We start from the raw sequence: 25918 nt of genomic DNA on the forward strand, positions 1-25918 counted from the left end.
GGTCATAGCTTTTGTGCATATTCTCGTTTCTCTCGGACAAACTGATGTAACGGTTTAGTCAGAGAATAACATCCGGAGGAATCGAATATATGCGAACTAAAGTAGATCTTTGCGGCTTAGATACATCGACTTTGCCAATTTTAAAGCACGAGGAAATGAAGGAACTATTTATTCGTTTACAAGCTGGAGAAACTGAGATTAGGGAAGAGCTTGTAATGTGCAATTTAAGGTTAGTGCTCAGTATTGTCGGTAGATTTGCCTATAGGGGTGAACAGGCAGATGATTTATTTCAGGTAGGCTGTATTGGCCTCATGAAAGCCATTGATCATTTTGATTTGAAGCATAATGTACGATTTTCAACATATGCTGTGCCAATGATCATAGGTGAAATTCGTCGCCATCTGCGTGATCATCATGCATTGCGCGTTTCTCGATCTCTAAGAGATATTGCATATAAGGCGATGCAGGCAAAAGAGCAATGGATAACCGATAATTTACGAGAACCAACGATTGAAGAAATTGCTGAAATGATTGACATGAAAAAGGAAGATGTTTTATTTGCTTTAGATGCCATTCAAGACCCAGTTTCCTTACAGGAGCCTATTTATTCAGACGGCGGAGACGCTGTTTATATGATGGATCAATTACGTGATGATGATGTATCAGAAGATCAATGGGTTGCCTACGTGTCGGTAAAGGAAAGTTTACAAAAGTTAGATGATCGTCAACAAATGATTGTTGCAAAGCGTTTTTATTACGGTGAGACACAAACTGAAATTGCAAAAGAATTGGGGATTTCTCAAGCGCAAATTTCACGTCTAGAAAAAAATGCTATTGAAACAATGCAGAAAGATTATAAGTAAAAACACAATGCGCACCCGAATCTCGGTGCGCATTTTAATTTATGTCACAATGAAATTAAAATGTCATATTAGGTGGATGTCGATAAAAAGTAAAAGTAGGGTGATAAAACGTGAAAGTTAATCGATAAAAAGTAAAAGTTGGGCGATAATCTTTGAAAGTGTTTCGATAAAATTAAAAAGTTGAGATATCGTTTTGTCAAAGAGCCAAATTAATTTAACTATGACAGTTTTACAACATTCACTTAATCATTTCATTTTCATTTAAACAACAATAAACACATAAATATAAAGAGAAAACATAGTTTGTTGAGATAAAAACGATGTTGAGAGTAATTGATTTAGGAGGGATAAAATGCGTTTCTCGATGTTACAGCAAAAAGAAGTAATTGAAGCAGGGAACGGACGCTTTTTAGGATTTGTGGTAGATGCAGAGGTATCCAAAGAAACAGGCTATGTAACGGCTTTTATGATTGCAGAGCCCCGAAAATATTTAGGCCTTTTTCGCGGGGAAGAATCGGTTAGGAAAGTGTATATGAAAGATGTACTTGTAGTTGGAAAGGATGTCATTTTAGTAAAAGCGATATCCTAAAAGACAAAATTATTATGCATATTAAAAATCTAAGCATTTTAAAGCATTGCCAGGGTAAAATGTACTTTCACATAGGTCAGGCTATTCATTGATAATTCAAGCATTGCTTGTTACAATATAAGAAACTATTGTTGTAAAGTTGGGAAAAACATTGACAAAAATCTTAACAAATTTGAAGAAAATTAATGATCTTATACAAGCAGCAAAAAAACGTGCAAATCGTGAAGCAGAGAAAGTTCAAATTATTGCAGTGACAAAAGAAGTTTCTGTAGAAAGAACACAAGAAGCAATTGATGCAGGCCTTATTCATTTAGGAGAGAACCGTCCTGAAGGCTTAAATCGTAAAACTGAAGCTATTCAAGCCGATGTACATTGGCATTATATTGGTTCTTTACAAACACGTAAGGTCAAACAGGTCATTAACAGTTTTGATTATTTACATTCACTAGATCGTTTGAGTTTAGCGCAAGAAATTGAAAAAAGAGCAGACAAACCTGTTAAATGCTTTGTACAAGTTAATGTATCGGGCGAAGAGTCAAAACATGGTTTATCGATTGAAGAAGTCCTACCTTTTATTGAATCATTAAAAAGTTTTACGAAAGTTCAAGTCGTTGGTTTAATGACAATGGCACCGAATACAGCTGAGGATACAATTATTCGCTCTGTTTTTAAGCAATTAAAACAATGTCAACAGCAAATAGCCGAGCAAGGATTCGCACATGCACCTTGTACCGAGTTATCAATGGGCATGTCTAATGACTTTGAAATTGCGGTAGAAGAAGGGGCTACTTTTGTACGAGTTGGAACGGCTCTTGTTGGAAATGAAAGAGGGGAACAGGATGAGCATGAAAAATAAAATTAAAAATTTCTTTTATCTTGAGGAAGAAATAGAAGAAGAAATCACTCAAGCTCCTATTCAACAGCAACAACCCGTACAACAACAACAGCAACAGATCCAATCGGTGAAGCCTAAAAAAGTTATGAAGGAGCGTAAGGCACCGGTTCAGGAAATTTTTCCGCAAAGTACCACATCTACAAACAATATTGTCAGTTTGCAGTCAGCAATGAATTCTAAAGGTTCAAAAGTTGTATTAGTTGAACCTAGAGTTTATGCAGAAGCGCAGGACATTGCAGAACATTTAAAAAATAGGCGTGCAACGATCGTCAATTTACAACGAATTGAGCGAGAACAAGGTGTACGGATTATTGATTTTTTAAGTGGCACAGTGTATGCACTCGGCGGTGATATTCAAAGAATCGGCAAAGACATTTTCCTATGCACACCTGAAAATGTAGAAGTATCTGGCGAAATTTCGAATTTTATTTTAGACGATAATTAATAGCGAGGATTGTAGTTTATATGACATTTTATTTAATCTTGAAGTATGTGTCTATAGCATTTTATGTATATTCACTAATGCTAGTCGCATATGTGTTAATGTCCTGGGTGCCTGCTGTTCAAAACACATCTGTTGGACGTATTTTAACAAAATTATGTGAACCTTATCTTGGAATTTTCAGAAAGTTTATTCCGCCAATCGGCATGATTGATATTTCACCTATCGTAGCAATATTTCTCCTTAACTATATTCAAAAAGGGCTGTTTATTGTTATTTTAAAAATTTACGAAATGTTTATTTAAAAAAAATCCTCACGAACGGTGGGGATTTTTTATTTATGGGGAATACTACATTTAACAAAAATAGTTGCATATTTAGTGGTGATTCCTAGAATGCATAAGAATAAGTAGGGATCGAGGTATGAACTATCCCTGCAGAAAGCGTCCTACTAGCGTATAATGTGCAATCAAGTACATATTTTTATGAAATATCAAAAGCCTGGATAACGTTTGTTGAAACGTATCTATGTATATAAGTTGATCTTCGTTTCGACTGGGCGACTCCTTGGGGATCATCGAACGCCCCCAGGAAGCTTTGCTCTGTGCGAAAGCGAAGCGGCAGCAAATGTTTTATCTGTGCGAAAGCGTAGCGACAGCAACAACAAAGCGCCCAGCTGGAACGAAAATCAACCTCACGTTATGATTATGAGCATTTTATAAAATCCTTAAAATACCAATGAAATTGTACAAGTATAAGAGTGATAATAGAGGTGAGGTTATATGGAGCATTTAATACAGCATTTTAGAAAAGATGAACAGCCATTTATTGAACAGGTTGTGAGCTGGCAACATGAGGTAGAGGATCGATACGCTCCAAAGCTTACTGATTTTCTAGATCCTCGTCAACGTTTTATTGTTACATCGATTATTGGACAATATGACACATTGAAAACAGCTAATGCTGGGCTCTTTGATAATGCAGAAAGACAACGCATGTTGATTTATCCTACTTATTATGAGCCTGTGGAAGAAGATTTTCAGCTTACCGTATTTACGATTCAATATCCTGTGAAATTTGTCCAACTACGACATCCTGATGTTCTTGGAGCTTTATTATCTTTAGGACTGAATCGTGGCAAATTCGGTGATATTCGAGTGAATGAACAGCTAGTACAATTTGTAGTAGCGAATGAGGTAGCGGAATATGTACGCTTACATTTAACAGGCATCGGCAAAGTAAAGGTACATGTAGAATCGATTAAAGAGACAGAGACGCTGCTACAAAACGAGGAAGAGTGGTTAGAAGAATCTCATACTGTTTCCTCAATGCGTTTAGATGTTATTATTTCAACGATTTTAAAAACTTCTCGCCAGAAGGCACAAGCATTAATTACAGGTAAAAAGGTTCGTGTCAATTGGGCTGAACGGGATACAGTTGCCTTTGAATTACAAGAAGGAGATATTTTATCTGTACGTGGAAGCGGTCGAATAAAAATTATGATGACGGAAGGCCGTACAAAAAAAGATAAAATTCGATTACAAATCGGTCGATTGACCCAAAAAAGCTGAAAATCAAGTAAATTTCATTAATTTTTACTGCTAAGTTGTTGGAACAATTGTATAATAGAAAGTATGAATGTACATGTAAAGGAGAGAAGGATCGTATGCCGTTATCACCTATTGATATACATAATAAGGAGTTTACTAAATCCTTCAGAGGTTATGCTGAAGATGAAGTAAATGAATTTTTAGATCAAATTATTAAAGACTATGAGATTTTGTTACGGGAAAAGAAGGAAGTAGACAGACAACTGGAAATTTCCTTAGAACAAGCGAGACATTTTAATTCTTTAGAGGAAACGTTACAAAAGTCAATTGTTGTTGCGCAAGAGGCAGCTGACGAAGTACGAAGAAATTCTCAAAAAGAAGCTAAACTCATTGTAAAAGAAGCAGAAAAAAATGCCGATCGTATTATCAATGAGGCTTTAACGAAGGCTCGTAAAGTAACAATTGAAATTGATGAGCTGAAAAAGCAATCAAAAGTATTCCGTAATCGTTTTAAAATGCTTGTAGAGGCACAGCTTGATTTACTAAATGCAGATGACTGGGATCATTTGCTACAATATGATATTGACCTTACTGAAATTCAAACATCTGTCGAAGAAGCACAAGAAGCCGATCAAGTTTAATCTATTTAATTGTAGACATTGGGAAGCAATAAGTGAAACTTGACGTGAATGTATGATTTTCATATACTATGGTAATAGTAATTATTTTGAACACATATGCAAACAGGCAAAGACGAAGACAGTATTTGTTAGGCGTAGTTAAGCGATTTGGGGATAGTGTGAGCCCAAACAAGCAAATAACAATGAACATCACTTCGGAGCTAAATAACTGAATGTAGTAAGTTATTTCGTAGTGCACGACGTTAATGTGCTTTAAGTGGTAGTGAAATTTTTTGCTACAATTAGGGTGGTACCGCGAGTATAAGCTTCTCGTCCCTTTCAGGGATTGAGAGGCTTTTTTATGTTCAAATGACGGTTGGCTTCATTTCTATTAGTATGAAATGGCTAAATCCTATGTTTGAACTTATACATCCATTGTTAAAACGTGTTGATTTTGCCGATAACTAGAACTTGAGGGCATTTCCCGAAATGTATCTATGTAGCTGCCCAGTCGGAACGGAAATCAACCACACGTTATAATAATAAGCCTAATAACTGTCGTATGTGATTGAGCGCCTATGTGCATTTGTTTTTGTTTGTAAACATAAAGGAGGAATTGAACAATGGTTGAATACAAAGATACTTTATTAATGCCAAAAACAGATTTCCCAATGCGTGGAAACTTACCGGCAAATGAACCGAAGATGCAAGAAAAATGGGACGAAATGGACATTAATAAATTGCAGATGGAGCGTACAGAAGGACGTCCTGAATATGTGTTACACGATGGACCTCCGTATGCAAATGGTGATATCCATATCGGTCACGCTTTAAATAAAGTGCTGAAAGATATGATTACGCGTCATCGCTCTATGAATGGTTACCATGTAAACTATATTCCAGGTTGGGATACTCATGGTTTACCAATTGAGCAAGCACTTACGAACAAAGGTGTAAAACGTAAAGAAATGTCTGTTGCTGAATTCCGTAAATTATGTGAAGAGTATGCTTACGAGCAAATTGACAACCAACGTACACAATTCCGCCGTTTAGGTGTTCGTGGTGATTGGGAAAATCCATATATTACATTAAAGCCTGAATTTGAAGCACGTCAAATCGAAGTATTCGGTAAAATGGCTGAAAAGGGCTATATTTATAAAGGTTTAAAACCAGTTTACTGGTCTCCATCATCTGAATCTGCACTGGCAGAAGCAGAGATTGAATATCAAGATGTTAAATCGCCTTCTATTTATGTAAGCTTTGCGCTTAAAGATGCTAAAGGTGTAGTTCCAGCAGATGCTAAAATGATTATTTGGACAACAACGCCTTGGACAATTCCTGCGAACTTAGGGATTTCTGTAAACCCTGAATTTATTTATGTTGTTGTGGCAGTTGCAGATAAAAAATTCATCATTGCAAAAGAATTATTAGAAAAAGTTGCTAACGAACTTGAATGGGAAGCATATGAAGTTGTTCAAGAAATTAAAGGTGAAGCGTTAGACAGAGTTGTTGCACAGCATCCATTCTATGACCGTGAATCTCTTGTAATGGTTGGAGAGCACGTAACTGCTGAAGCGGGTACTGGCTGTGTTCATACAGCACCAGGGCACGGTGAAGATGACTATCATATTAGTAAACAATATGGTCTACCAATTCTTAGCCCAGTTGATAATAGCGGCTGCTATACAGATGAAGCACCTGGTTTTGAAGGTGTATTCTATAATGATGCTAACAAATTAGTCACTGAAAAATTAAAAGAAGTAGGCGCTTTAGAAAAACTTAACTTCTTTACACACTCATATCCACATGACTGGCGTACGAAAAAACCAGTTATTTATCGTGCTACACCACAATGGTTTGCGTCGATTGATGCATTCCGTGATGAGTTACTAGGGGCTGTAAAATCAACAGCATTTACACCTGCTTGGGGTGAAACTCGTCTTTATAATATGATTCGTGACCGTGGAGATTGGGTAATTTCACGTCAGCGTGCATGGGGCGTGCCAATTCCAATTTTCTATGCTGAAAATGGAGAACCAATTATTACACCAGAAACAATTGCTCATATCTCAGCTTTATTCCGTGAACATGGGTCAAATATTTGGTTCCAAAAAACAGCTAAAGAATTATTACCTGAAGGCTTCACACACTCTGGTAGCCCGAACGGTGAATTTACAAAAGAAAACGATATTATGGACGTTTGGTTTGACTCAGGTTCTTCTCACCAAGGTGTGCTAGTAGAACGTGGTATGAAGTATCCAGCTGATCTATATTTAGAAGGTTCTGACCAACACCGTGGATGGTTTAACTCATCATTAATTACTTCTGTAGCTATTAATGGCTATGCACCATATAAGGGACTATTAACACATGGTTTCGTACTAGATGGTGAAGGTCGTAAGATGAGTAAGTCTTTAGGGAATGTTATTATCCCGAAAAAAGTGATGGACCAATACGGGGCAGATATTCTTCGTTTATGGGTTGCATCTGTAGATTATACAGCAGACGTTCGTATCTCAATGGATATGTTGAAGCAAGTTTCTGAGGTTTATCGAAAAATTCGTAACACATTCCGTTTCTTACACGGAAATGTAGCTGATTTTGATGCGACGAAAGATCGTGTAGCATATGCAGACCTTCGTGAAATGGATCAATACGTTTATATGCGTTTACAAGATGTTTTAAAAACTGTTCGTGCTGCATATGATCGCTATGATTTCGCGGCTGTGTATCATGCAGTGAATAACTTTGTTGCTGTAGAATTATCTTCATTCTATTTAGATATTGCAAAAGATGTTGTGTACATCGAAGGTCATGACAACAAAGACCGCCGTGCAATGCAAACGGTTATTTATGACACATTAATGACATTAGTAAAAGTAATGTCACCTATTATCCCTCACACAAGTGACGAAATGTGGTCTTACTTACATGCTCAAGGTGTTGTAGAAGCGGTATCTGTACAATTAACAGACTTCCCAGAGGTAGAAGAACATGAAAACTTCGGAAGTCTACGCGAAAAATGGGTAAAAATTATTGATGTTCGTGATGATGTTTTAAAAGCATTAGAGGAAGCTCGTAATGCAAAAACAATCGGTAAATCACTTGAAGCGAAAGTGACAGTTTATGCGAAAGAAGATGTGGCAGCATTATTAAATGATGCAAGCATTAATTTTGCACAGCTTTCAATCGTTTCTGCCTTTGAAGTAGCATCAATAGAAGCTGCACCAGCAGATGCATTAGCTTTAGAACATGCTTCGATCGTTGTAGAAAAAGCAACAGGTGAAAAATGTGAGCGTTGCTGGTCAATTTCTGAAACAGTCGGTTCGAATGAAGCACATTCAACAGTGTGCGCGCGTTGTGCAGAAGTTGTAGAAACGTATTACGCTTAATTTAAAAATAAGAATCTGCATTCTATGTAATTAATAACGCAAGTCTCCTTGATGATGGGGGGCTTGCGTTTTTTATTTTATCACCTGAGGTCTAGCAGATTCTTTTTTGTCATGGAGTGATTTCTTAGAAGTTTGAAGCACTATTTAAATAATATTTCTTGTGTATTGCGGTAGTCAGTTGGGGATATACCGACATATTTCTTAAACGTAAGGCTGAAATAATTAGGTGTGTTGAAGCCACAGAGGAAGGAGATCTTTTCAATGGTGTAATCGTATTTTCGCAAATACGGTAGTGACTTTATGATACGTGTAAAAGCTACATAATCAACAAAATTACGGCCAATCTCTTTTTTAAACAATCTGCTAAAATGAGTAGCGCTAAAATTGCTATATTTGGCAACGTCACTGATTGCAAGTTGTTCATCATAGTGCTCCTCGATATATTGGATAGCTTTTTGGAGCTGTTCTTGCTTTGTTAAATCCTCATAAAATCGTACATGAACGCTTTGAACAGGAGGTTTCCTTCGAGCCTTTCGAGCTTGGCTATAGGATTCCTTGACGTGCATGGCGTCCTGAAAAACGCCACCAATCCCCATAAAAAGATGGATGCAATAATCTTTTTTTAACGTTTCAATAACCTCAAGTAAACAAGCTACCCCCTCCGACCAATGTTTAAATGATGTGTATTCATTAGGAATGCGCATAAGCAATAGTAAATAACGTTCAAAATGTAAAAAAGATATAGGTACTTTATTAGCAAAGTTTTGGTGGAACACATTGGTGATCACACTGCTTGCATCATGAGGGTAAGGTCGATCTTCATTCACATCTATATAACCCTGGATTAAAAACACGATATTTGGGATACAATGCCTCGATAAAAAAGAGGAAGACTGGATTATTTCCTGCTCACTTTCAACCTCTCCACGTATAAGTCGTTTTAAAAAAGCTTCTCGGAATGGCGAAGTATGGTCTTGCGAAATTTGCTGTGATAACTCAAGCATTGTAAGAGTACTTGCTTGTTTTGCTTGATAGGCCGTATAAAGCTTTTTAACAATTCGTAGAAATTTTGCTTTCTGTAACGGTTTAATGAGAAGTGCAGTCAAGTTAAGCTCAATGGCTATACCAGTTGAGTAGGTAAGGTGTTCTGCAACAATAGGGACGATTATACTATTAGGATAATTTCTTTTTAACCGGTTTATCTTTACCCAGTCAAATAAACGGTTAATTTCATAGACAATGATAGCGGAAATCTCTGTTTTAGGTTCTTCGCAATTAATAAAAGTATTAGGTAGGAATTCCTCTAGCCAGTAGCTCATTTGTTGTTGTTCATGTGAATTTTCAATGTACCAAACAATATTTAAAATGCTAACATCACCCTTCTATTATAAATGGGGAATAATAAAAATATTTTAACTTAAAATAGCATTTTTTTGTACTAATACAGCAATATTTTGTAACTATTTTATAGATTAAATAGAATAGAATAATTGTAGTGAATAATAATTTGAAATTTCAGACAATTATTCGCTGAAACAGGAAGGGAGAGCTGAAATATGGCAGAAGTAGGGAGTCATGATTATGAATACGTGGAAGCTGGAACTATCGATGTAAAGGATCTTCCACCACTAGATGCAACTACTAACAAAATTATGAAAGATGAGTTTACTACAGGATTTAGCTTAACGGTATTTTATTTCATTTTAATTTTTAGTATTCCGGTAATGAACTGGTTCGCTCCAGAGCTCGCTTTCAAGAAAATTTTGGGCGGTATGACAGTAACGTGGTTTGTGACAACCGTCGTGATGATGGTAATGGCTTTTATTATTGCATATGTGCATACAACGTTGTACGAGAAGCGCCTTAAGAAATACGAAATACTCAATAAGTAGTTTTAGCTAAGGGGGATATGTAGAATGATGAAAGCTCTATTAGAACCGAAGATGTTAATGACTATTGCTTTAATGGGGACAATTGTATACATTACGTACTTAACGAAAAGAAATGCAACGGCATCCGATTTCTTTGTTGGGGGACGAAGTTTTGGGTGGTTTACAAACGGTTCGGCAATTGGGGGAGACTATTTAAGCGCTGCTACATTTCTCGGGATAGCCGGTTTGACTTTCCAATTAGGGTATGACGGTGCTTACTATGCATTTTGCTTCTCCATTGGATTGACGTTGCTAGCTATTTTTGTGGCAGGCCCGTTAAGACGATTTGGAGCATTTACCGTTGCCGATTTTTTAGCTTATCGTTTTCATAGTAGACGAGCTCGGCTAGTAGCGGTAGCTGTGGTTTTGGCGATTTCTGGTTTTTATGCAGCGCCCCAATTATTAGGGGCGGCACAAATTTTAAGTATGTTTTTCGGGACTTCATATGAATTCGGCATTATCTTTACATGTATTGTAATGGTTTTCTATGTAGGAATAGGCGGTATGAAAGGAACAACAATCAACCAAGCTTTAGAGCTTTGGATTCGCCTTGGAGCGTTTGTTGTTATGTTGATTGCAGCAATTTACAGTGGTTTGCATTACGATAAGATTTTAGCTGCTATTAATTCATTCAGCGGTCCTATTACAGGAACATCACCATATGCTTTAGATGGAAATAATGTCAATTTTGATGGTGCCGCTTGGACGGGAACAGGTTTCTACTTCCCAACATTTTGGCAAACTATCAGTATGACAATTGGTTTAGCGCTAGGTACAATTGGTCTGCCACATATTCTACTTAGATTTTATACGAATCCAAGTGCGAAGGCGGCTCGTAAATCAGCATTGATGGCTATTGGGATTGCTAGTACGTTTTTCTTATTAGCAGTATATTTAGGTGTTGTAGGTCGTTCTATTTTTATCTCGGGTACAGCAAGTGAGGAAGTCATGCGTGATCTAGTGCTTGGTGGGAACAATATGGTGATTCCTACAACAGCACTTGCGCTAGGAGGTAAGTGGCTGCTTGGACTAGTCATAGCAGGTGCGTTTGCGGCCATATTCTCAAATTTATCAGGGTTATTTATTACAAGCTCAGGTGCATTAGCCCACGATTTATATGCAAGCGTTATGAAAAAGGATATTACAGAAAAACAACGAGTAGTTGCGGGGAAAGTAGCCATCGTTTTATTAGGTATTTTATATGGAGCATTGGGTTTATTAGTTAAGGATGCATCCATTGGCCATTTAGTGGCACTTGCTTTTACTGTTGCGGCGAGTACATTTACACCAATATTTATTTTAGGTATTTGGTGGAGAGGAATGACAGAAAAAGGAGCAATTGCGGGTTTACTCATTGGTCTTGGTGTATCGATGTGGATGATTTTTCTTCCAGGAACATTACCAAGCTTCTTACAATTTAAAATCCCAGGCATTATCACAGTGCCTGTAGGATTCTTATCCGTTATTATTGTGTCATTATTAGATCGAAAAGTACCGGCTGATGTTAATGATTTCATGAAGCGTGTGCATTCAAAAGAGTCTGAAACAGCTTAAAACGGTATAATATTGAATAAAAATTGATAAGCTATTGCCATTACTTATGAAGTGATGGCAATAGCTTTTTTTACTGAAGGGAAGTTGACGGCGGGAAAAAGAGCGGCCGGCGGATAGAGCAGTCAGAGTGATGGAAGGAAAAGCCGAAATGACGGAAAGAAAAGCCGAAGCGACGGATAAAACAGCTAGAGCGACGGATAAAACAGCTAGAGCGACGGAAAGAACAGTCGAAACTACGGAAAGCACACCCAAATCGAAGCAAAAATCAATCCTCCAATATGGTGATGATCCATATTTTCATGCTATATTAGTTATTCTGAGATGGGCTGTTATGGTAGAATAGGTTAGATGTTGAGCGAACGGAGGAGTGTCTGTGTATAAATATTATGGATTGGCCGCATTCGTGATTCTTTTAGATCAATGGACAAAGTGGCTAATTGTGAAAAATATGGAGTTTGGCGAACGAATTTCAGTATGGGATCCGTGGTTTGGGATATTGTCTCATCGAAATAGAGGAGCAGCATGGGGAATGTTAGAAGGCCAAATGTGGTTATTTAGCATTATCACGATAGGTGTTATTTGTGCCGTTCTATACTTTTATCATAAAGAGGCTAAAGGGAAACCTATTTTTCAAGTTGGTTTAATGCTTTTATTAGGCGGAGCTATAGGGAATTTTATTGACCGTATATTTAGAGGTGAAGTGGTCGATTTTGTAAGTGTATTAATTCCAGTAATTAATTATGATTTCCCGATCTTCAATATTGCGGATGCAGCTTTAACAATGGCGGTAGTAATATTAATGATTGGCATAATTATGGAAGATAAAAAAGGAAAGAAACAGGTGAAATAATGACGCAAGTATCATATACAATGGAAGAACAACAAAAGGGAGAGCGCATTGATAAGGCGCTTTCGAGTGTGCAATCAGAGTGGTCGCGTACACAAATTGGTAATTGGATTACTGATGGTATTATTAAAGTAAATGGAGAGACTGTAAAGGCGAAGTATAAGGTAAAAGTAGGGGATATTGTAGAAATCGATGTACCTGAAGCAGAGCCGTTAGATGTCATTGCTGAAAACTTAGATCTTGATATTGTTTATGAGGATGCGGATGTCCTTGTTGTAAATAAACCAAAGGGCATGGTTGTTCATCCAGCGCCTGGACATATGATGGGTACACTCGTTAATGGTTTAATGTATCATTGTAAGGATTTATCGGGTATCAATGGCATTATGCGTCCGGGAATTGTGCATCGTATTGATAAAGATACATCAGGATTATTGATGGTGGCTAAAAATGATGCAGCTCATGAATCGTTAGTGAATCAGTTAGTCAATAAAACAGTGACACGTAAATATACTGCGCTCGTTCACGGGCATATTGCACATGATAAAGGAACAATTGATGCACCTATTGGTCGAGACCAAAAAGATCGTCAAAAACAAGCTGTTGTTGACAAAGGTAAGCATGCAGTAACCCATTTCCAAGTTATCGACCGCTTTGGCGACTATACGCTAGTAGAGTGCCGTTTAGAAACAGGACGCACGCACCAAATTCGTGTCCATATGAATTATATTGGATTCCCACTTGTTGGTGACCCAAAATATGGACCAAAGAAGACAATCGACTTTGGTGGACAAGTATTACACGCGGGAGTTTTAGGCTTTGAACACCCTACATCAGGTGAATATTTGCAGTTTGAAGCGCAAATTCCTGCTGATTATGAGCAATTATTGCTAGATTTAAGAAATAAGGATTGACGTATAGATAAAGAAGGTCTATACTAACGAAAGTGAATGAAACAACTTAACTAAATATTCACCTTTAATGGCAGTCCAGAGAGGCTGAGAAGGTACATGTGAAAGTGTTGCGAAAAATTTGTGCTGCAAATTTTTTCAACATGCTATTTAAACACGTATATAACCCTCTCAGGCTATTCGCCTCGAGAGGTTTTTTTATGGACACATGACCCAATAATAGATAGAAGAGAGGAGGAAACTTACATGGCACAAAATGAGTTATTAGATGGACCATCTATGGCAAGAGCGTTAACACGCATTGCACACGAAATTATTGAACGCAATAAAGGGATCGACGAATGTATTTTAGTCGGAATTAAAACGCGAGGTGCCTTTCTTGCAAGACGCCTAGCAGAACGAATTGAAAAAATTGAAGGCAAACCAATTCGTACGGGGGAGCTTGACATCACTCTCTATCGAGATGATTTAACGACAAAGCATGATAATGAACAGGCACATGTTGAGCAAGTCGATATCGATTATGTGATCGTCAATCAAAAAATTATTTTAGTCGATGATGTACTCTATACGGGACGAACAGTACGCGCAGCGCTAGATGCAGTGATGGATCTAGGGCGACCAGGCCAAATTCAACTTGCAGTCCTGATCGACAGAGGACATAGAGAGCTACCAATAAGAGCTGATTATGTTGGTAAAAATGTTCCGACATCTGGAGCTGAACGTATAGTCGTAAATTTACAAGAAGTAGACGGAGAAGATTGCGTCATTATTTATAAAGAAGACTAACTTAAAGTGAGGAAACATTATGTCAAATGCAGTATTAGATGTTAAAGATAAACCGACCCCAGTCCAACTAGTGACATTAAGTTTCCAGCACATGTTCGCCATGTTTGGGTCAACGATCTTAGTTCCTCAGTTGGTTGGTCTTAGTCCAGCGATTGCCCTTTTAACAAGTGGGATTGCTACATTGTTCTTCCTATTGATTACGAAATTTCAAGTACCTGCTTATTTAGGATCATCATTTGCCTTTATTGCGCCGATTTTACTAGTGGCAGGTGGTTTAAATAAAGATGGTTCTAGTGTAAATCCAGGTCATGCAATGATTGGTGCTATGGCAGTAGGGATTACATATGGCATCGTATCCCTTATCATCTGGAAAAGCGGCTATAAGTGGATTATGAAAATTTTACCTCCGATTGTGGTAGGCCCTGTCATTATGGTAATTGGTCTTGGACTATCAGGGACAGCGGTCAATATGGCGATGAATGTAGATGGTGAATATAACTTTTTACACTTCTCAGCAGCGCTAGTGACTTTATTTACAGCCATTATTTTCACGATTGCCTTTAAAGGCATTTTAAGCACAATGCCAATCTTAATTGGCTTAATCGTAGGATATGTTTACTCAATGATAATCGGCATAGTTGATTACTCACCAATTGCGAAAGCTGATTTCTTTGCACTACCTGACTTCTTAATTCCAGGTGTTCACTATGAGTTTGAAATCACAACAACGCTGCTCCTAACGATGGTGCCAATCGTTATCGTAACGATTTCCGAGCATATTGGTCACCAGTTAGTATTAGGTAAAGTGGTCAATCGGGATTATATTAAAGAGCCAGGCTTACATCGTTCGTTATTAGGGGACGGACTTGGTACATTTATTAGTGCACTAATCGGCGGTCCGCCGAAAACAACTTACGGTGAAAATATCGGTGTCCTTGCAATCACTCGAGTTTACAGTGTGTATGTCATTGCAGGTGCAGCAGTCGTAGCCATTTTACTGTCATTCTTCGGGAAAGCAATGGCAGTTATTGCAACAATTCCAACAGCTGTACTTGGTGGGGTTTCCATCTTACTCTTCGGTATAATTGCAGCAAGTGGATTACGAATGTTAGTGGATAACCATATCGACTTTGGTAATAGTCGTAACTTGGTCATCGCCTCAGTTATTTTAGTCATCGGTATCGGTGGTGCGAAGTTCGTTGTTTCAGAATCACTAAGTATCGAAGGTATGGCATTAGCAGCGATTATCGGTGTTCTTTTAAATGTCATCCTACCAGGTAAAAAAGAAGCGGACATACCAATACCGCACAATCAAAATGAAAATTCATAAAAGTACCTTTTAATGAATTGTCCAGAGAGGCAAAAAAAGGGAAGTTGTAGACAGTCTAAATGTAGGAGTGTATCCTGCTGTAGTTTGTCGCGCCTCCTTATGCCTCGTTGATAACATCAACGAGGCTTTTATTTTACAGAACGTTATACATAAACGTTCATGAGACACACCCTACGGAGGTTACAATGAAGAACTTATTATCGATGGAGCATTTAACAATAGAAGAAATTAACCACATTCTAGATCGTGCGCAAGCTTTTGAAAATGGTGAGACATCATCATTATCTCGAGAATACAACGTAGCAAACTTATTTTTTGAGCCGAGTACACGTACGAAAACGAGTTTTGAAATGGCGGAACGAAAAGTCGGCTGTACAGTTATCCCTTTTGATGGCAGCTTTTCGAGCGTCTCTAAAGGAGAGACACTGTACGATACAGTAAAGACGTTAGAAATGATTGGTATAGACGCAGTAGTCATTCGCGCGAAGGAAGATACGTATTACAATGAACTACTTGAAGGCATCGATGTGTCAATTATTAACGGAGGTGACGGCACTGGTCAGCATCCGTCTCAATCACTATTAGATCTTTATACAATCAAAAAAGAGTTTGGTTCTTTTGAAGGGTTAAATGTGACAATCGCTGGAGATATATGCCATAGCCGTGTAGCGAAATCGAATGCGTTAGCGTTACAACGATTAGGGGCAAATGTTCATTTCCTTTGTCCAGAAGAGTGGCAAGGTAGTTTCGAAGCGCATCATTCTTGGGATGATTTAATCGAAATAAGCGATGTGATTATGTTACTTCGTGTGCAGCATGAACGTCATAAAGTAAATAAAAGCTTCTCAAAAGAGGGCTATCATGAAGAGTACGGTTTAACAGTTGAACGTGAGAAACAAATGAAAGAAAAGGCAATTATCATGCATCCAGCACCGGTCAATCGTGATGTAGAAATTGCTTCAGAGCTAGTAGAATGCGAGCGTTCTAGAATTTTCGAGCAAGTTCGAAATGGTGTTTATACACGAATGGCTATTGTAGAAACAATTTTAAAGGGGAGAGAGTAACATGACAAAAGTTCTTCAAAATGTACAAATGGTAAATGAACAAGGTGAGCTACAAACAGTAAATATCGCTATGGTAGACGGCAAAATTACTGAAATAGGTCAAAATGTAACTGTAGCAGGCGCAGAAGTAATCGAAGGAAATGGTTTAGTTGTTGCACCAGGCTTTGTCGATGTTCACACACATTTACGTGAGCCGGGCTTTGAACATAAAGAAACAATTGCTACAGGTTCAGCATCAGCAGCAAAAGGAGGTTTCACAACAATTTGCGCGATGCCAAATACAAAACCAGTACCAGATTCAGTAGAAAACATGCAACTAATTAACGGCCTTATTAAAGAAAGTGCAGCTATTCGAGTACTTCCATACGGCTCATTAACAAGGGACATCTCAGGTGAGGTTCGTACAAATATTGAAGAATTAAAAGCACATGGAGCTGTCGCATTTTCAGATGATGGTGTTGGGATCCAGCTAGCATCAACAATGTATGAGCAAATGAAGGATGCAGCACAGCACGATGTGGTTGTTGTCGCACACTGTGAAGATAACTCATTAATTTACGACGGCGTAATGCATGAAGGGAAACGTAATAAAGAGCTTGGTTTACCAGGAATTCCATCGATTTGTGAATCCGTTCAAATTGCACGAGATGTTCTACTGGCAGAAGCAGCTGGAGCACGCTACCACGTATGTCACGTATCAACGAAGGAATCTGTACGTGCAGTACGAGATGCGAAAGCAGCAGGAATTCGTGTCACAGCAGAAGTTTGCCCACACCATTTATTACTTGAAGAAATGGATATTCCAGCAGATGATGCAAACTGGAAAATGAATCCTCCATTACGTGGAATAGATGATAAAGACTCACTTCACGCGGCGCTGTTAGACGGCACGATCGATTGTATCGCTACAGACCATGCTCCACACACAGTAGAAGAAAAATGCTGTGGTATGGTTGGTGCACCATTTGGCATTGTAGGCTTTGAAACAGCATTTCCACTGCTTTACACGCAGTTTGTAGAAACAGGAAAATGGACGTTAAAACAGTTGATAGACTGGATGTCTGTAAAGGCAGCTCAAATTTTTGATCTACCATACGGCACATTAGAAGTTGGAGCTTCAGCAGATATGATTTTAATAGATTTAAATAAAGAGCAAACAATTGATGCAGAAGGCTTTGTATCAAAAGGACGCAATACACCATTCAATGGTTGGACTGCAAAAGGATGGCCGATCCTTACAATTTTTGAAGGCAATATCGTATACCAGGAGGTAGAGTAATGAAAAAACGTTTACTTATTTTAGAAGATGGCACAGTATTTACAGGTACAGCGTTCGGTAGTGAGCGCGCTTCACAAGGTGAGGTTGTATTCACAACAGGGATGACAGGTTATCAGGAAACAATTTCAGATCCTTCATTCTACGGACAAATTGTAACGTTAACTTACCCTTTAATCGGTAATTACGGTATTAACCGTGATGATTTTGAATCAATCTCACCAGCTATTCGTGGATTTGTAGTCCGTGAATTAGCAAAAACACCTTCAAACTTCCGCTGTGACTTAACAGTAGATGAGTACTTAACATCCAAGGATATCCCAGGGATTGAAGGAATCGATACACGAAAATTAACACGCATTATTCGCAGTAAAGGTTCAGTAAAGGCTATTTTAACAGCGGCTGATGAAGAAGTGAATGTGGATGAAATCGTAACGAAGTTACAGGCAACACCAGCGATTACAAACCATGTACATGAAGTATCACCGAAAGCGGCCTACCCATCACCAGGTCGTGGCAAACGCGTAGTATTAATAGACTTTGGTATGAAACATGGTATTCTTCGTGAGCTAAATAAACGTGATTGTGATGTGCTAGTTGTCCCTTACAATACTTCAGCAGCAGAAATTTTAGCTTGGCATCCAGATGGTATCATGCTTTCGAATGGCCCAGGTAACCCTGAAGATGTGCAAGAGGGTATAGAGACAGTACGCAATTTAATTGGAAAAGTGCCAATGTTCGGTATTTGCTTAGGTCACCAAATCTTCTCGCTAGCATGTGGTGCACGAAGCTTTAAATTACCATTCGGTCACCGTGGTGGTAACCACCCAGTAAAAGATTTACGCACTGGCCGTACTGATTTAACATCTCAAAATCATGGCTATGCAATCGACATCGATTCGTTAAAAGATACAGATTTAGAATTAACACATATCGCATTAAACGATGGTACTTGTGAAGGTGTACGACACAAGAAATATCCAGTCTTTACAGTGCAATATCACCCAGAAGCATCACCAGGTCCAGAGGATTCAAATCACTTATTTGATGAATTTATCGAAATGATGGAAGTAGAAGCAGGGAAGGGGAAACAACATGCCTAAACGTACAGATATTAAAACTATTTTAGTAATCGGATCAGGTCCAATCGTGATCGGACAAGCAGCAGAATTTGACTACGCAGGAACACAAGCTTGTCTTTCTTTAAAAGAAGAAGGTTACCGCGTTATTTTAATAAACTCAAACCCTGCGACAATTATGACAGATACAGAAATTGCCGACAAAGTATATATTGAGCCAATTACACTGGAGTTTGTATCACGTATTTTACGTAAAGAGCGCCCAGATGCTATCCTACCAACACTTGGTGGTCAAACTGGTTTAAACATGGCTATTGAATTAGATAAATCAGGAATTCTAGATGAGCTTAATATTGAAATTCTTGGTACAAAATTAGAGGCGATCCATAAAGCGGAAGACCGTGATCTATTCCGTAATTTAATGTATGAGCTAGGTGCTCCAGTACCTGAATCAGATATTATCCATAACTTAGACGAAGCGAAAAACTTTGTAGCGAGAATTGGCTACCCAGTAATTGTTCGTCCTGCCTTCACGCTTGGTGGTACAGGCGGCGGTATTTGCTACAACGACCAAGATCTAGAAGAAATCGTTACATCTGGTCTAAAATATTCCCCAGTAACACAATGTTTACTAGAAAAATCGATTGCTGGTTATAAAGAGATCGAATATGAAGTAATGCGTGATGCTGCTGACAACGCCATCGTTGTATGTAACATGGAAAACGTTGACCCAGTTGGAATTCATACAGGTGACTCAATTGTAGTAGCACCTACACAAACACTTTCAGATCGTGAAAACCAAATGCTACGTAATATCTCTTTAGATATTATCCGTGCACTAAAAATTGAAGGTGGTTGTAACGTACAATTAGCACTTGATCCATATAGCTTTAATTACTATGTGATCGAAGTAAACCCTCGTGTATCACGTTCATCAGCATTAGCGTCAAAAGCAACAGGCTATCCAATTGCTAAGCTAGCAGCAAAAATCGCAGTTGGTTTAACATTAGATGAAATCAAAAACCCTGTAACAGGTTCAACGTATGCTTGTTTCGAGCCAGCTCTAGACTACATCGTGGCGAAAATTCCACGCTGGCCGTTCGATAAATTCGAATCAGCAAAGCGTAATCTTGGTACACAAATGAAAGCGACTGGTGAAGTAATGGCACTTGGTCGTACATTTGAAGAAGCTATGCTAAAAGCAGTGCGCTCTCTTGAAACAGGTCAAGTTCACTTAGAGCTGAAACATGCAGAAGAAAACACGGATTCTTGGATTGAAAAACGTATTCGCAAAGCAGGTGACGAGCGTCTATTCTTCATCGGTGAAGCACTTCGTCGTGGTGTAACAATTGAGCAAATCCATGAATGGTCTGCCATTGACTTATTCTTCTTAAATAAATTCAAAAACATCGTAGATATGGAGCAAACACTTGCTGACAATAAAAACGATAAAGATGTATTACGTACAGCAAAACGTCTAGGATTTGCAGATAAAAAAGTTGCTGAGCTTTGGGAAACAACACCGGAAGAAGTATATGCATATCGTAAAGAAAATGGCATTATCCCAGTATATAAAATGGTTGATACATGTGCAGCGGAGTTTGAATCTGAAACACCATACTTCTATGGCACATATGAAGAAGAAAACGAATCGATTAAATCAGACAAGCCGTCAGTTGTTGTACTTGGTTCTGGTCCAATCCGTATTGGTCAAGGGGTAGAGTTCGACTACGCAACAGTACACTCAGTATGGGCAATTCAAGAAGCAGGTTACGAAGCGATTATTATTAACTCAAATCCAGAGACAGTATCAACTGACTTCTCGATTTCAGATAAGTTATACTTTGAGCCATTAACAATCGAAGATGTTATGCATATTATCGATCTTGAGCAACCAATCGGTGTAGTTGTACAATTCGGTGGTCAAACAGCTATTAATCTTGCTGATAAATTAGTGGCAAATGGCATAAAAATCCTAGGTACAACACTTGAAGATATCGACCGTGCAGAAAACCGAGACAAATTCGAGCAAGCATTACGCGACTTGGACATTCCACAACCACTAGGTCAAACAGCTGTATCTACGGAAGAAGCACTTGCTATTAGTGAACGTTTAGGCTTCCCTGTGCTAGTTCGTCCTTCATACGTACTAGGTGGTCGTGCGATGGAAATTGTCTACAACCAAGAGGAATTAAAACACTACATGGAAAATGCAGTAGAAGCATCTCCGGATCATCCAGTATTAGTAGACCGCTACTTAACTGGTCAAGAAATTGAAGTAGATGCCATTTGTGACGGTGAAAATGTATTAATTCCAGGTATTATGGAGCATATCGAACGTGCTGGGGTTCACTCTGGTGACTCTATCTCTGTATACCCTCCACAAAAATTAACACAAGCGCAAAAAGATACGCTTGTGGATTATACAACTCGCCTTGCAAAAGGTCTTGGCATCGTAGGATTAATGAACATTCAATATGTTATTTCACAGGGCGAAGTATACGTGATCGAGGTTAACCCACGTTCATCACGTACAGTACCGTTCTTAAGTAAAATCACAAACATTCCGATGGCGAATATTGCAACGAAAGCGATTCTTGGCAAATCAATCGTAGAACAAGGCTATCCAACAGGCTTAGCGCCAGAGCAAAAAGGTGTCTTCGTTAAAGTACCAGTATTCTCCTTCGCTAAATTACGTCGTGTTGACATTACACTAGGACCTGAAATGAAATCAACAGGTGAAGTAATGGGTAAAGATGCAACATTAGAAAAAGCACTTTACAAAGGCTTAGTTGCAGCAGGTATGGAAATTCGTACAGAAGGCACAGTATTATTCACTGTGTCCGATAAAGATAAAGAGGAAGCAATTGAACTTGCAAAACGCTTCTCAACAGTAGGCTATCGTATTGTCGCTACTGAAGGTACAGCCCAAGCGTTCGAAGTGGCTGGTGTACGCACAGATGTAGTTGGCAAAATCGGTGCAAAAGGTGAAACATTAATCGATTTAATTCAAAACGGTGAGGCACAGCTTGTTGTTAACACATTAACGAAAGGGAAGCAACCGGCACGTGATGGCTTCCGAATTCGCCGTGAGTCTGTAGAAAACGGTGTACCTTGCTTAACTTCATTGGACACAGCAGAAGCGATGGTCCGTGTTATTGAATCAATGACATTCACAGCAGAACAAATGCCAAAAGCGGAGGTAGTACATTAATATGATTCGTCAAGAGAAAATGACGGTCGTCTCTCAAAAGCAAATCGCGACAAACATTTTCGAATTGACACTTCGTGGAGAACTGGTTCAGGATATGACACCTGGCCAGTTTGTCCATGTAAAGGTGTCAGATTCAATGGAGCCGCTTTTACGTCGACCAATTAGTATTGCAAACATAGATAAAGACAACAACGAATTTACAATGATTTATCGCGCGGAAGGTCGCGGAACAAAAGTGTTAGCGACAAATCGTGAAGGGCAACTTGTCAATGTCCTTGGTCCAATCGGTAATGGGTTCCCGGTAGAAGCAGTAAAAGGGGGAGGCACAGCCCTACTAGTTGGTGGAGGAATCGGAGTACCTCCATTACACGAGCTTTCCAAGCAATTGAATGCACGTGGTGTAAAAACAATTCATGTCCTTGGCTTTCAAACGGAAGATGTATGCTTCTACGAGGAAGAATTCAGTGCCCTTGGAGAAACGCATTATGTAACGGTTGACGGCTCTAAAGGAACTAAAGGCTTTGTAACAAATGTTTTAGAGTCTCGAGCACCGGAGTTCGATGTCTTTTATTCTTGCGGTCCTCTACCGATGTTAAAAGCACTTGAAGGTTTCTATCCAGAAAAAGAAGGTTATTTATCATTTGAAGAGCGAATGGGCTGCGGTATCGGTGCTTGTTTTGCATGTGTATGTAAAACAACAGATCAGGTAGCAAAAGACTATGTCAAAGTATGCTCTGACGGTCCAGTTTTCACGAAAGGTACGGTGGCATTATGAGTCGTTTAAACATTCAATTACCAGGTTTAGATTTAAAAAATCCAATAATGCCAGCTTCCGGCTGCTTTGGCTTTGGACGTGAATATGCACAGCTTTATGATTTATCAAAGCTTGGCGCTATTATGATTAAAGCTACGACTGTGGAAACACGTCTTGGCAATCCAACTCCACGTGTCGCAGAAACAGCGGCAGGGATGTTGAATGCCATCGGTCTACAAAATCCCGGAATCGAAAAAGTAATGAACGAAGAATTAAAGTTTCTAGAAGCGTATGATGTGCCTATTATTGCAAATGTTGCTGGTACAGAGACAGCTGACTACGTAGAAGTAGCGCAACGCATTTCTGCTGCACCAAATGTGAAAGCATTGGAGCTTAACATTTCTTGCCCGAACGTTAAATGTGGTGGTATTCAATTTGGTACAGACCCTGCAACTGCACGTGAACTAGTGGCAGCTGTCAAAGCTGTTTCTGAAGTGCCTGTATACGTGAAATTGTCTCCTAACGTAACGAATATCGTAGAAATTGCACAAGCTGTTGAAGCGGGTGGTGCAGATGGCATTACAATGATTAATACACTAATCGGTATGCGTTTAGACGAGCGTACAGGTAAGCCAGTGATTGCCAATGGTACAGGCGGTTTATCAGGCCCTGCCGTAAAGCCAGTGGCGATTCGTATGGTCTATGAGGTGTATAAGGCTGTCAATATTCCGATAATCGGAATGGGTGGCGTGTCAGAAGCGCAGGATGTTATAGACTTTATGTCGGCCGGCGCATCTGCAGTTGCTGTAGGAACAGCAAACTTTGTGGATCACTTCGTTTGTCCAACTATAATTGATGAACTACCAGCAAAGCTCGATCAATTAGGAGTAGAGCATATTTCAGAAATTATTGGAAGGAGCCACCGCTCATGAATACAAAACCAATACTTGCACTAGATTTCCCTGGAGAAACAGAAGTAGTCAACTTTCTAAAGCATTTTAATGAGCCTCTTTTCGTGAAAATTGGTATGGAATTATATATGCAGGAAGGTCCAGATATTGTTCGAAAGGTAAAAGATCTAGGTCATGATATTTTCCTTGATTTAAAGCTACACGATATTCCTAATACAGTTGGCTCTGCTATGAAAGGTCTAGCAAAATTAGGTGTAGATTTAGTCAACGTTCACGCGGCAGGCGGGCGTCCGATGATGGAGGCAGCACTTGAAGGGCTAGAAGCCGGTACTACTGCGGGGCGTGAACGTGCGGCGTTAATTGCCGTAACACAGCTGACTTCTACAACAGAAGAGCAAATGCAAGCAGAGCAAAAAATTGCTTTATCTCTACAGGAATCTGTATTACATTACGCAAGCTTAACAAAACAAGCTGGTTTAAATGGTGTTGTCTGCTCTGTACATGAAGCAAAAGCGATTGCTGAAGTGTGCGGTGAAGATTTCTTACGTGTAACACCTGGTATCCGATTAGCAGGTGGCGACGCACACGACCAAAAGCGCATCGCAACACCAGACGGCGCAAAACGTGACGGTTCTTCGTTAATCGTCGTTGGACGTGCCGTTACAGGTGCACAAGATCCAGTAGCAGCATATAAAATCGTAAGTGAATTATGGGAGGCATAAACATGACATTACAAAATGAAATCGCACACGCTATGTTAAAAGTAGGCGCAGTCGAATTAAATCCAACAGAACTATTCACATGGGCATCAGGCATTAAATCCCCCATCTACTGTGATACACGCCTTACAATTTCTGACCCTGTAATTCGTAAGCAATTAGCAAACGGTCTAGCATCTCTTATTAAAGAAAACTTTGGACCAACAGAAATCGTAGCAGGTACAGCAACAGCAGGTATTCCACATGCCGCTTGGGTAAGTGATATTTTAGATTTACCGATGGTTTATGTACGCTCTAAAGCAAAAGAGCATGGCCGTGGTAACCAAATCGAAGGAAAATACGCAGCAGGTCAAAAAGTAGTAGTAGTAGAAGATATCGTTTCTACAGGCGGCTCATCGATTACAGCTGTAGAAGCCTTACGCACAGCAGGCTGTGAAGTACTAGGCGTTGTATGTGTCTACACATACAATCTTCCACGTGCTGAACAAGCATTTGAAGAGGCAGGCATTCAATATGTATCGCTAACAAATTTCGATTATTTAATTGAAGCAGCAAATGAATCAGGTGCTATTCAAGAAGGAGACATTCCATTCTTAAAAGACTGGCATGGAAAGTTAAAAGCAGGCGAGCTTTAATTCTTTGTGCAGGCACAAAGCTGATTCCGGACGCAATTATGCCGAGGCATAATTGATTATAAAAAAGGGTGGTATGAAAAAATTCATACCACCCTTTCATTTGTTGAAAAACTATTGCGTCATAAAAAAGACTGGCTACAGATTCAATATTTTTCCGAGTTTATTTACAGTCTGAAGGGTCAAGGAAATCTTTGTTAATGCTGTACTTGAGATAGGGTAATTTCTTAAAATAAAGTAGAATGACACCAATAAGATACATGACATGTGAAGTGGTTGATCTTCGTTACGACTGGGCGACTCCTTGGGGATTAGCGATAGAGGAACGAAGGCTAAATGCATCACGTCCTGTGATAACGCCTTCGTGACCAACATCCTATTGGCCCGAGACCCTGGAGCGAGCATCGCGAGTGAAGCGGCTCATCGGACGCCCCCAAGAAGCTCTGCTCTGTGCGAAAGCAAAGCGACAGCAACAAATGTTTTAACTGTGCGAAAGCGAAGCGACAGCAACAAATGTTTTAACTGTGCGAAAGCGAAGCGACAGCAACAAATGTTT

The 25918-nt window shown here is 39.1% G+C and carries 24 protein-coding genes and 1 other annotated feature; of the genes, 23 read left to right on the forward strand and 1 reads right to left on the reverse strand.

Annotation, left to right across the window (positions count from 1 at the left end; translation table 11 throughout):
- Nucleotides 1-89: 89 nt before the first annotated feature.
- From sigG to ileS, 8 genes are all read left to right on the forward strand, one after another.
- Nucleotides 90-863, forward strand: coding sequence for an RNA polymerase sporulation sigma factor SigG (gene sigG / locus ACQKN4_RS02670; RefSeq protein ID WP_049668350.1), 774 nt, complete (start codon nucleotides 90-92; stop codon nucleotides 861-863).
- A 352-nt stretch (nucleotides 864-1215) separates the two neighbouring features.
- The gene (locus tag ACQKN4_RS02675) at nucleotides 1216-1452 is read left to right on the forward strand and encodes a PRC-barrel domain-containing protein (RefSeq protein ID WP_079559778.1); all 237 of its coding nucleotides are present in this window, start codon (nucleotides 1216-1218) and stop codon (nucleotides 1450-1452) included.
- A 151-nt stretch (nucleotides 1453-1603) separates the two neighbouring features.
- Nucleotides 1604-2308 (forward strand): YggS family pyridoxal phosphate-dependent enzyme, encoded by a 705-nt coding sequence (locus ACQKN4_RS02680; protein ID WP_240518168.1) that lies wholly within the window; start codon nucleotides 1604-1606, stop codon nucleotides 2306-2308.
- Complete coding sequence (locus tag ACQKN4_RS02685; protein WP_427482105.1) at nucleotides 2292-2792, forward strand: cell division protein SepF; 501 nt, start codon at nucleotides 2292-2294, stop codon at nucleotides 2790-2792. The genes ACQKN4_RS02680 and ACQKN4_RS02685 overlap by 17 nt, the downstream gene beginning before the upstream one ends.
- 20 nt (nucleotides 2793-2812) lie before the next feature.
- Nucleotides 2813-3094, forward strand: coding sequence for a YggT family protein (locus ACQKN4_RS02690; protein ID WP_079559781.1), 282 nt, complete (start codon nucleotides 2813-2815; stop codon nucleotides 3092-3094).
- A 477-nt stretch (nucleotides 3095-3571) separates the two neighbouring features.
- Entirely contained in the window at nucleotides 3572-4360 is a 789-nt protein-coding gene (locus ACQKN4_RS02695) for an RNA-binding protein (protein WP_427482107.1), read from the forward strand.
- 95 nt (nucleotides 4361-4455) lie between these two features.
- Complete coding sequence (locus ACQKN4_RS02700) at nucleotides 4456-4980, forward strand: DivIVA domain-containing protein (RefSeq protein ID WP_053483381.1); 525 nt, start codon at nucleotides 4456-4458, stop codon at nucleotides 4978-4980.
- A gap of 100 nt (nucleotides 4981-5080) precedes the next feature.
- Nucleotides 5081-5300: a binding site (T-box leader), on the forward strand.
- 282 nt (nucleotides 5301-5582) lie between these two features.
- Nucleotides 5583-8351 (forward strand): isoleucine--tRNA ligase, encoded by a 2769-nt coding sequence (gene ileS, locus ACQKN4_RS02705; protein ID WP_427482109.1) that lies wholly within the window; start codon nucleotides 5583-5585, stop codon nucleotides 8349-8351.
- A 140-nt stretch (nucleotides 8352-8491) separates the two neighbouring features.
- Here the strand turns inward: ileS and ACQKN4_RS02710 are convergent, their stop codons facing one another.
- Nucleotides 8492-9670, reverse strand: a complete 1179-nt coding sequence (locus tag ACQKN4_RS02710; protein ID WP_427482111.1) for an AraC family transcriptional regulator — start codon at nucleotides 9668-9670, stop codon at nucleotides 8492-8494.
- Nucleotides 9671-9907: 237 nt separating this feature from the next.
- On the opposite strand from ACQKN4_RS02710, the gene ACQKN4_RS02715 reads away from it, so the two are divergent.
- The 15 genes from ACQKN4_RS02715 (at nucleotide 9908) to pyrE (ending at nucleotide 25365) form a co-directional block, all read left to right on the forward strand.
- Entirely contained in the window at nucleotides 9908-10243 is a 336-nt protein-coding gene (locus tag ACQKN4_RS02715) for a hypothetical protein (protein WP_197141788.1), read from the forward strand.
- Between the two features lie 24 nt (nucleotides 10244-10267).
- The gene (locus ACQKN4_RS02720; RefSeq protein WP_079559785.1) at nucleotides 10268-11836 is read left to right on the forward strand and encodes a cation acetate symporter; all 1569 of its coding nucleotides are present in this window, start codon (nucleotides 10268-10270) and stop codon (nucleotides 11834-11836) included.
- A gap of 148 nt (nucleotides 11837-11984) precedes the next feature.
- Entirely contained in the window at nucleotides 11985-12179 is a 195-nt protein-coding gene (locus ACQKN4_RS02725; protein ID WP_427482114.1) for a hypothetical protein, read from the forward strand.
- A gap of 30 nt (nucleotides 12180-12209) precedes the next feature.
- Nucleotides 12210-12686 carry a signal peptidase II gene (gene lspA, locus ACQKN4_RS02730; protein WP_079559786.1) on the forward strand — a complete coding sequence of 159 codons (477 nt, stop codon included), beginning with the start codon at nucleotides 12210-12212 and terminating at the stop codon, nucleotides 12684-12686.
- Nucleotides 12686-13597, forward strand: coding sequence for an RluA family pseudouridine synthase (locus tag ACQKN4_RS02735; RefSeq protein ID WP_427482116.1), 912 nt, complete (start codon nucleotides 12686-12688; stop codon nucleotides 13595-13597). The genes lspA and ACQKN4_RS02735 overlap by 1 nt, the downstream gene beginning before the upstream one ends.
- Nucleotides 13598-13813: 216 nt before the next feature.
- Nucleotides 13814-14383, forward strand: a complete 570-nt coding sequence (gene pyrR, locus ACQKN4_RS02740) for a bifunctional pyr operon transcriptional regulator/uracil phosphoribosyltransferase PyrR (protein WP_427482149.1) — start codon at nucleotides 13814-13816, stop codon at nucleotides 14381-14383.
- Between the two features lie 19 nt (nucleotides 14384-14402).
- Entirely contained in the window at nucleotides 14403-15713 is a 1311-nt protein-coding gene (locus ACQKN4_RS02745) for a solute carrier family 23 protein (protein WP_079559789.1), read from the forward strand.
- Between the two features lie 185 nt (nucleotides 15714-15898).
- Nucleotides 15899-16777, forward strand: a complete 879-nt coding sequence (locus ACQKN4_RS02750; RefSeq protein ID WP_079559790.1) for an aspartate carbamoyltransferase catalytic subunit — start codon at nucleotides 15899-15901, stop codon at nucleotides 16775-16777.
- 1 nt (nucleotide 16778) lies between these two features.
- Nucleotides 16779-18056 (forward strand): dihydroorotase, encoded by a 1278-nt coding sequence (locus ACQKN4_RS02755; RefSeq protein ID WP_427482119.1) that lies wholly within the window; start codon nucleotides 16779-16781, stop codon nucleotides 18054-18056.
- Nucleotides 18056-19156: a carbamoyl phosphate synthase small subunit gene (locus ACQKN4_RS02760; RefSeq protein WP_079559792.1), complete on the forward strand. Its 1101-nt coding sequence runs from the start codon at nucleotides 18056-18058 to the stop codon at nucleotides 19154-19156. Before ACQKN4_RS02755 ends, ACQKN4_RS02760 begins: the two co-directional genes overlap by 1 nt.
- The gene (gene carB, locus ACQKN4_RS02765; RefSeq protein ID WP_079559793.1) at nucleotides 19149-22346 is read left to right on the forward strand and encodes a carbamoyl-phosphate synthase large subunit; all 3198 of its coding nucleotides are present in this window, start codon (nucleotides 19149-19151) and stop codon (nucleotides 22344-22346) included. The genes ACQKN4_RS02760 and carB overlap by 8 nt, the downstream gene beginning before the upstream one ends.
- Nucleotide 22347: 1 nt before the next feature.
- Nucleotides 22348-23121 carry a dihydroorotate dehydrogenase electron transfer subunit gene (locus ACQKN4_RS02770; protein ID WP_427482121.1) on the forward strand — a complete coding sequence of 258 codons (774 nt, stop codon included), beginning with the start codon at nucleotides 22348-22350 and terminating at the stop codon, nucleotides 23119-23121.
- Nucleotides 23118-24032, forward strand: coding sequence for a dihydroorotate dehydrogenase (locus tag ACQKN4_RS02775; protein WP_427482123.1), 915 nt, complete (start codon nucleotides 23118-23120; stop codon nucleotides 24030-24032). The genes ACQKN4_RS02770 and ACQKN4_RS02775 overlap by 4 nt, the downstream gene beginning before the upstream one ends.
- Entirely contained in the window at nucleotides 24029-24733 is a 705-nt protein-coding gene (gene pyrF, locus ACQKN4_RS02780) for an orotidine-5'-phosphate decarboxylase (protein WP_079559796.1), read from the forward strand. Before ACQKN4_RS02775 ends, pyrF begins: the two co-directional genes overlap by 4 nt.
- Before the next feature lie 2 nt (nucleotides 24734-24735).
- Complete coding sequence (pyrE, locus tag ACQKN4_RS02785; protein ID WP_427482126.1) at nucleotides 24736-25365, forward strand: orotate phosphoribosyltransferase; 630 nt, start codon at nucleotides 24736-24738, stop codon at nucleotides 25363-25365.
- Nucleotides 25366-25918: the final 553 nt, after the last annotated feature.

This window comes from Lysinibacillus sp. NPDC093692 (genome assembly GCF_050280125.1).
Classification (GTDB): Bacteria; Bacillota; Bacilli; order Bacillales_A; family Planococcaceae; genus Lysinibacillus.

Excerpts from the sequence above, each read along its gene's own strand:
- sigG (WP_049668350.1), top strand. The coding sequence starts at position 90 with ATGCGAACTAAAGTAGATCTTTGCGGCTTAGATACATCGACTTTGCCA.
- ACQKN4_RS02675 (WP_079559778.1), top strand. The coding sequence starts at position 1,216 with ATGCGTTTCTCGATGTTACAGCAAAAAGAAGTAATTGAAGCAGGGAAC.
- ACQKN4_RS02685 (WP_427482105.1), top strand. The coding sequence starts at position 2,292 with ATGAGCATGAAAAATAAAATTAAAAATTTCTTTTATCTTGAGGAAGAA.
- ACQKN4_RS02690 (WP_079559781.1), top strand. The coding sequence starts at position 2,813 with ATGACATTTTATTTAATCTTGAAGTATGTGTCTATAGCATTTTATGTA.
- ACQKN4_RS02695 (WP_427482107.1), top strand. The coding sequence starts at position 3,572 with ATGGAGCATTTAATACAGCATTTTAGAAAAGATGAACAGCCATTTATT.
- ACQKN4_RS02700 (WP_053483381.1), top strand. The coding sequence starts at position 4,456 with ATGCCGTTATCACCTATTGATATACATAATAAGGAGTTTACTAAATCC.
- ileS (WP_427482109.1), top strand. The coding sequence starts at position 5,583 with ATGGTTGAATACAAAGATACTTTATTAATGCCAAAAACAGATTTCCCA.
- ACQKN4_RS02710 (WP_427482111.1), bottom strand. The coding sequence starts at position 9,670 with ATGAGCTACTGGCTAGAGGAATTCCTACCTAATACTTTTATTAATTGC.
- ACQKN4_RS02715 (WP_197141788.1), top strand. The coding sequence starts at position 9,908 with ATGGCAGAAGTAGGGAGTCATGATTATGAATACGTGGAAGCTGGAACT.
- ACQKN4_RS02720 (WP_079559785.1), top strand. The coding sequence starts at position 10,268 with ATGATGAAAGCTCTATTAGAACCGAAGATGTTAATGACTATTGCTTTA.
- ACQKN4_RS02725 (WP_427482114.1), top strand. The coding sequence starts at position 11,985 with ATGACGGAAAGAAAAGCCGAAGCGACGGATAAAACAGCTAGAGCGACG.
- ACQKN4_RS02735 (WP_427482116.1), top strand. The coding sequence starts at position 12,686 with ATGACGCAAGTATCATATACAATGGAAGAACAACAAAAGGGAGAGCGC.
- ACQKN4_RS02745 (WP_079559789.1), top strand. The coding sequence starts at position 14,403 with ATGTCAAATGCAGTATTAGATGTTAAAGATAAACCGACCCCAGTCCAA.
- ACQKN4_RS02750 (WP_079559790.1), top strand. The coding sequence starts at position 15,899 with ATGAAGAACTTATTATCGATGGAGCATTTAACAATAGAAGAAATTAAC.
- ACQKN4_RS02755 (WP_427482119.1), top strand. The coding sequence starts at position 16,779 with ATGACAAAAGTTCTTCAAAATGTACAAATGGTAAATGAACAAGGTGAG.
- ACQKN4_RS02760 (WP_079559792.1), top strand. The coding sequence starts at position 18,056 with ATGAAAAAACGTTTACTTATTTTAGAAGATGGCACAGTATTTACAGGT.
- carB (WP_079559793.1), top strand. The coding sequence starts at position 19,149 with ATGCCTAAACGTACAGATATTAAAACTATTTTAGTAATCGGATCAGGT.
- ACQKN4_RS02770 (WP_427482121.1), top strand. The coding sequence starts at position 22,348 with ATGATTCGTCAAGAGAAAATGACGGTCGTCTCTCAAAAGCAAATCGCG.
- ACQKN4_RS02775 (WP_427482123.1), top strand. The coding sequence starts at position 23,118 with ATGAGTCGTTTAAACATTCAATTACCAGGTTTAGATTTAAAAAATCCA.
- pyrF (WP_079559796.1), top strand. The coding sequence starts at position 24,029 with ATGAATACAAAACCAATACTTGCACTAGATTTCCCTGGAGAAACAGAA.
- pyrE (WP_427482126.1), top strand. The coding sequence starts at position 24,736 with ATGACATTACAAAATGAAATCGCACACGCTATGTTAAAAGTAGGCGCA.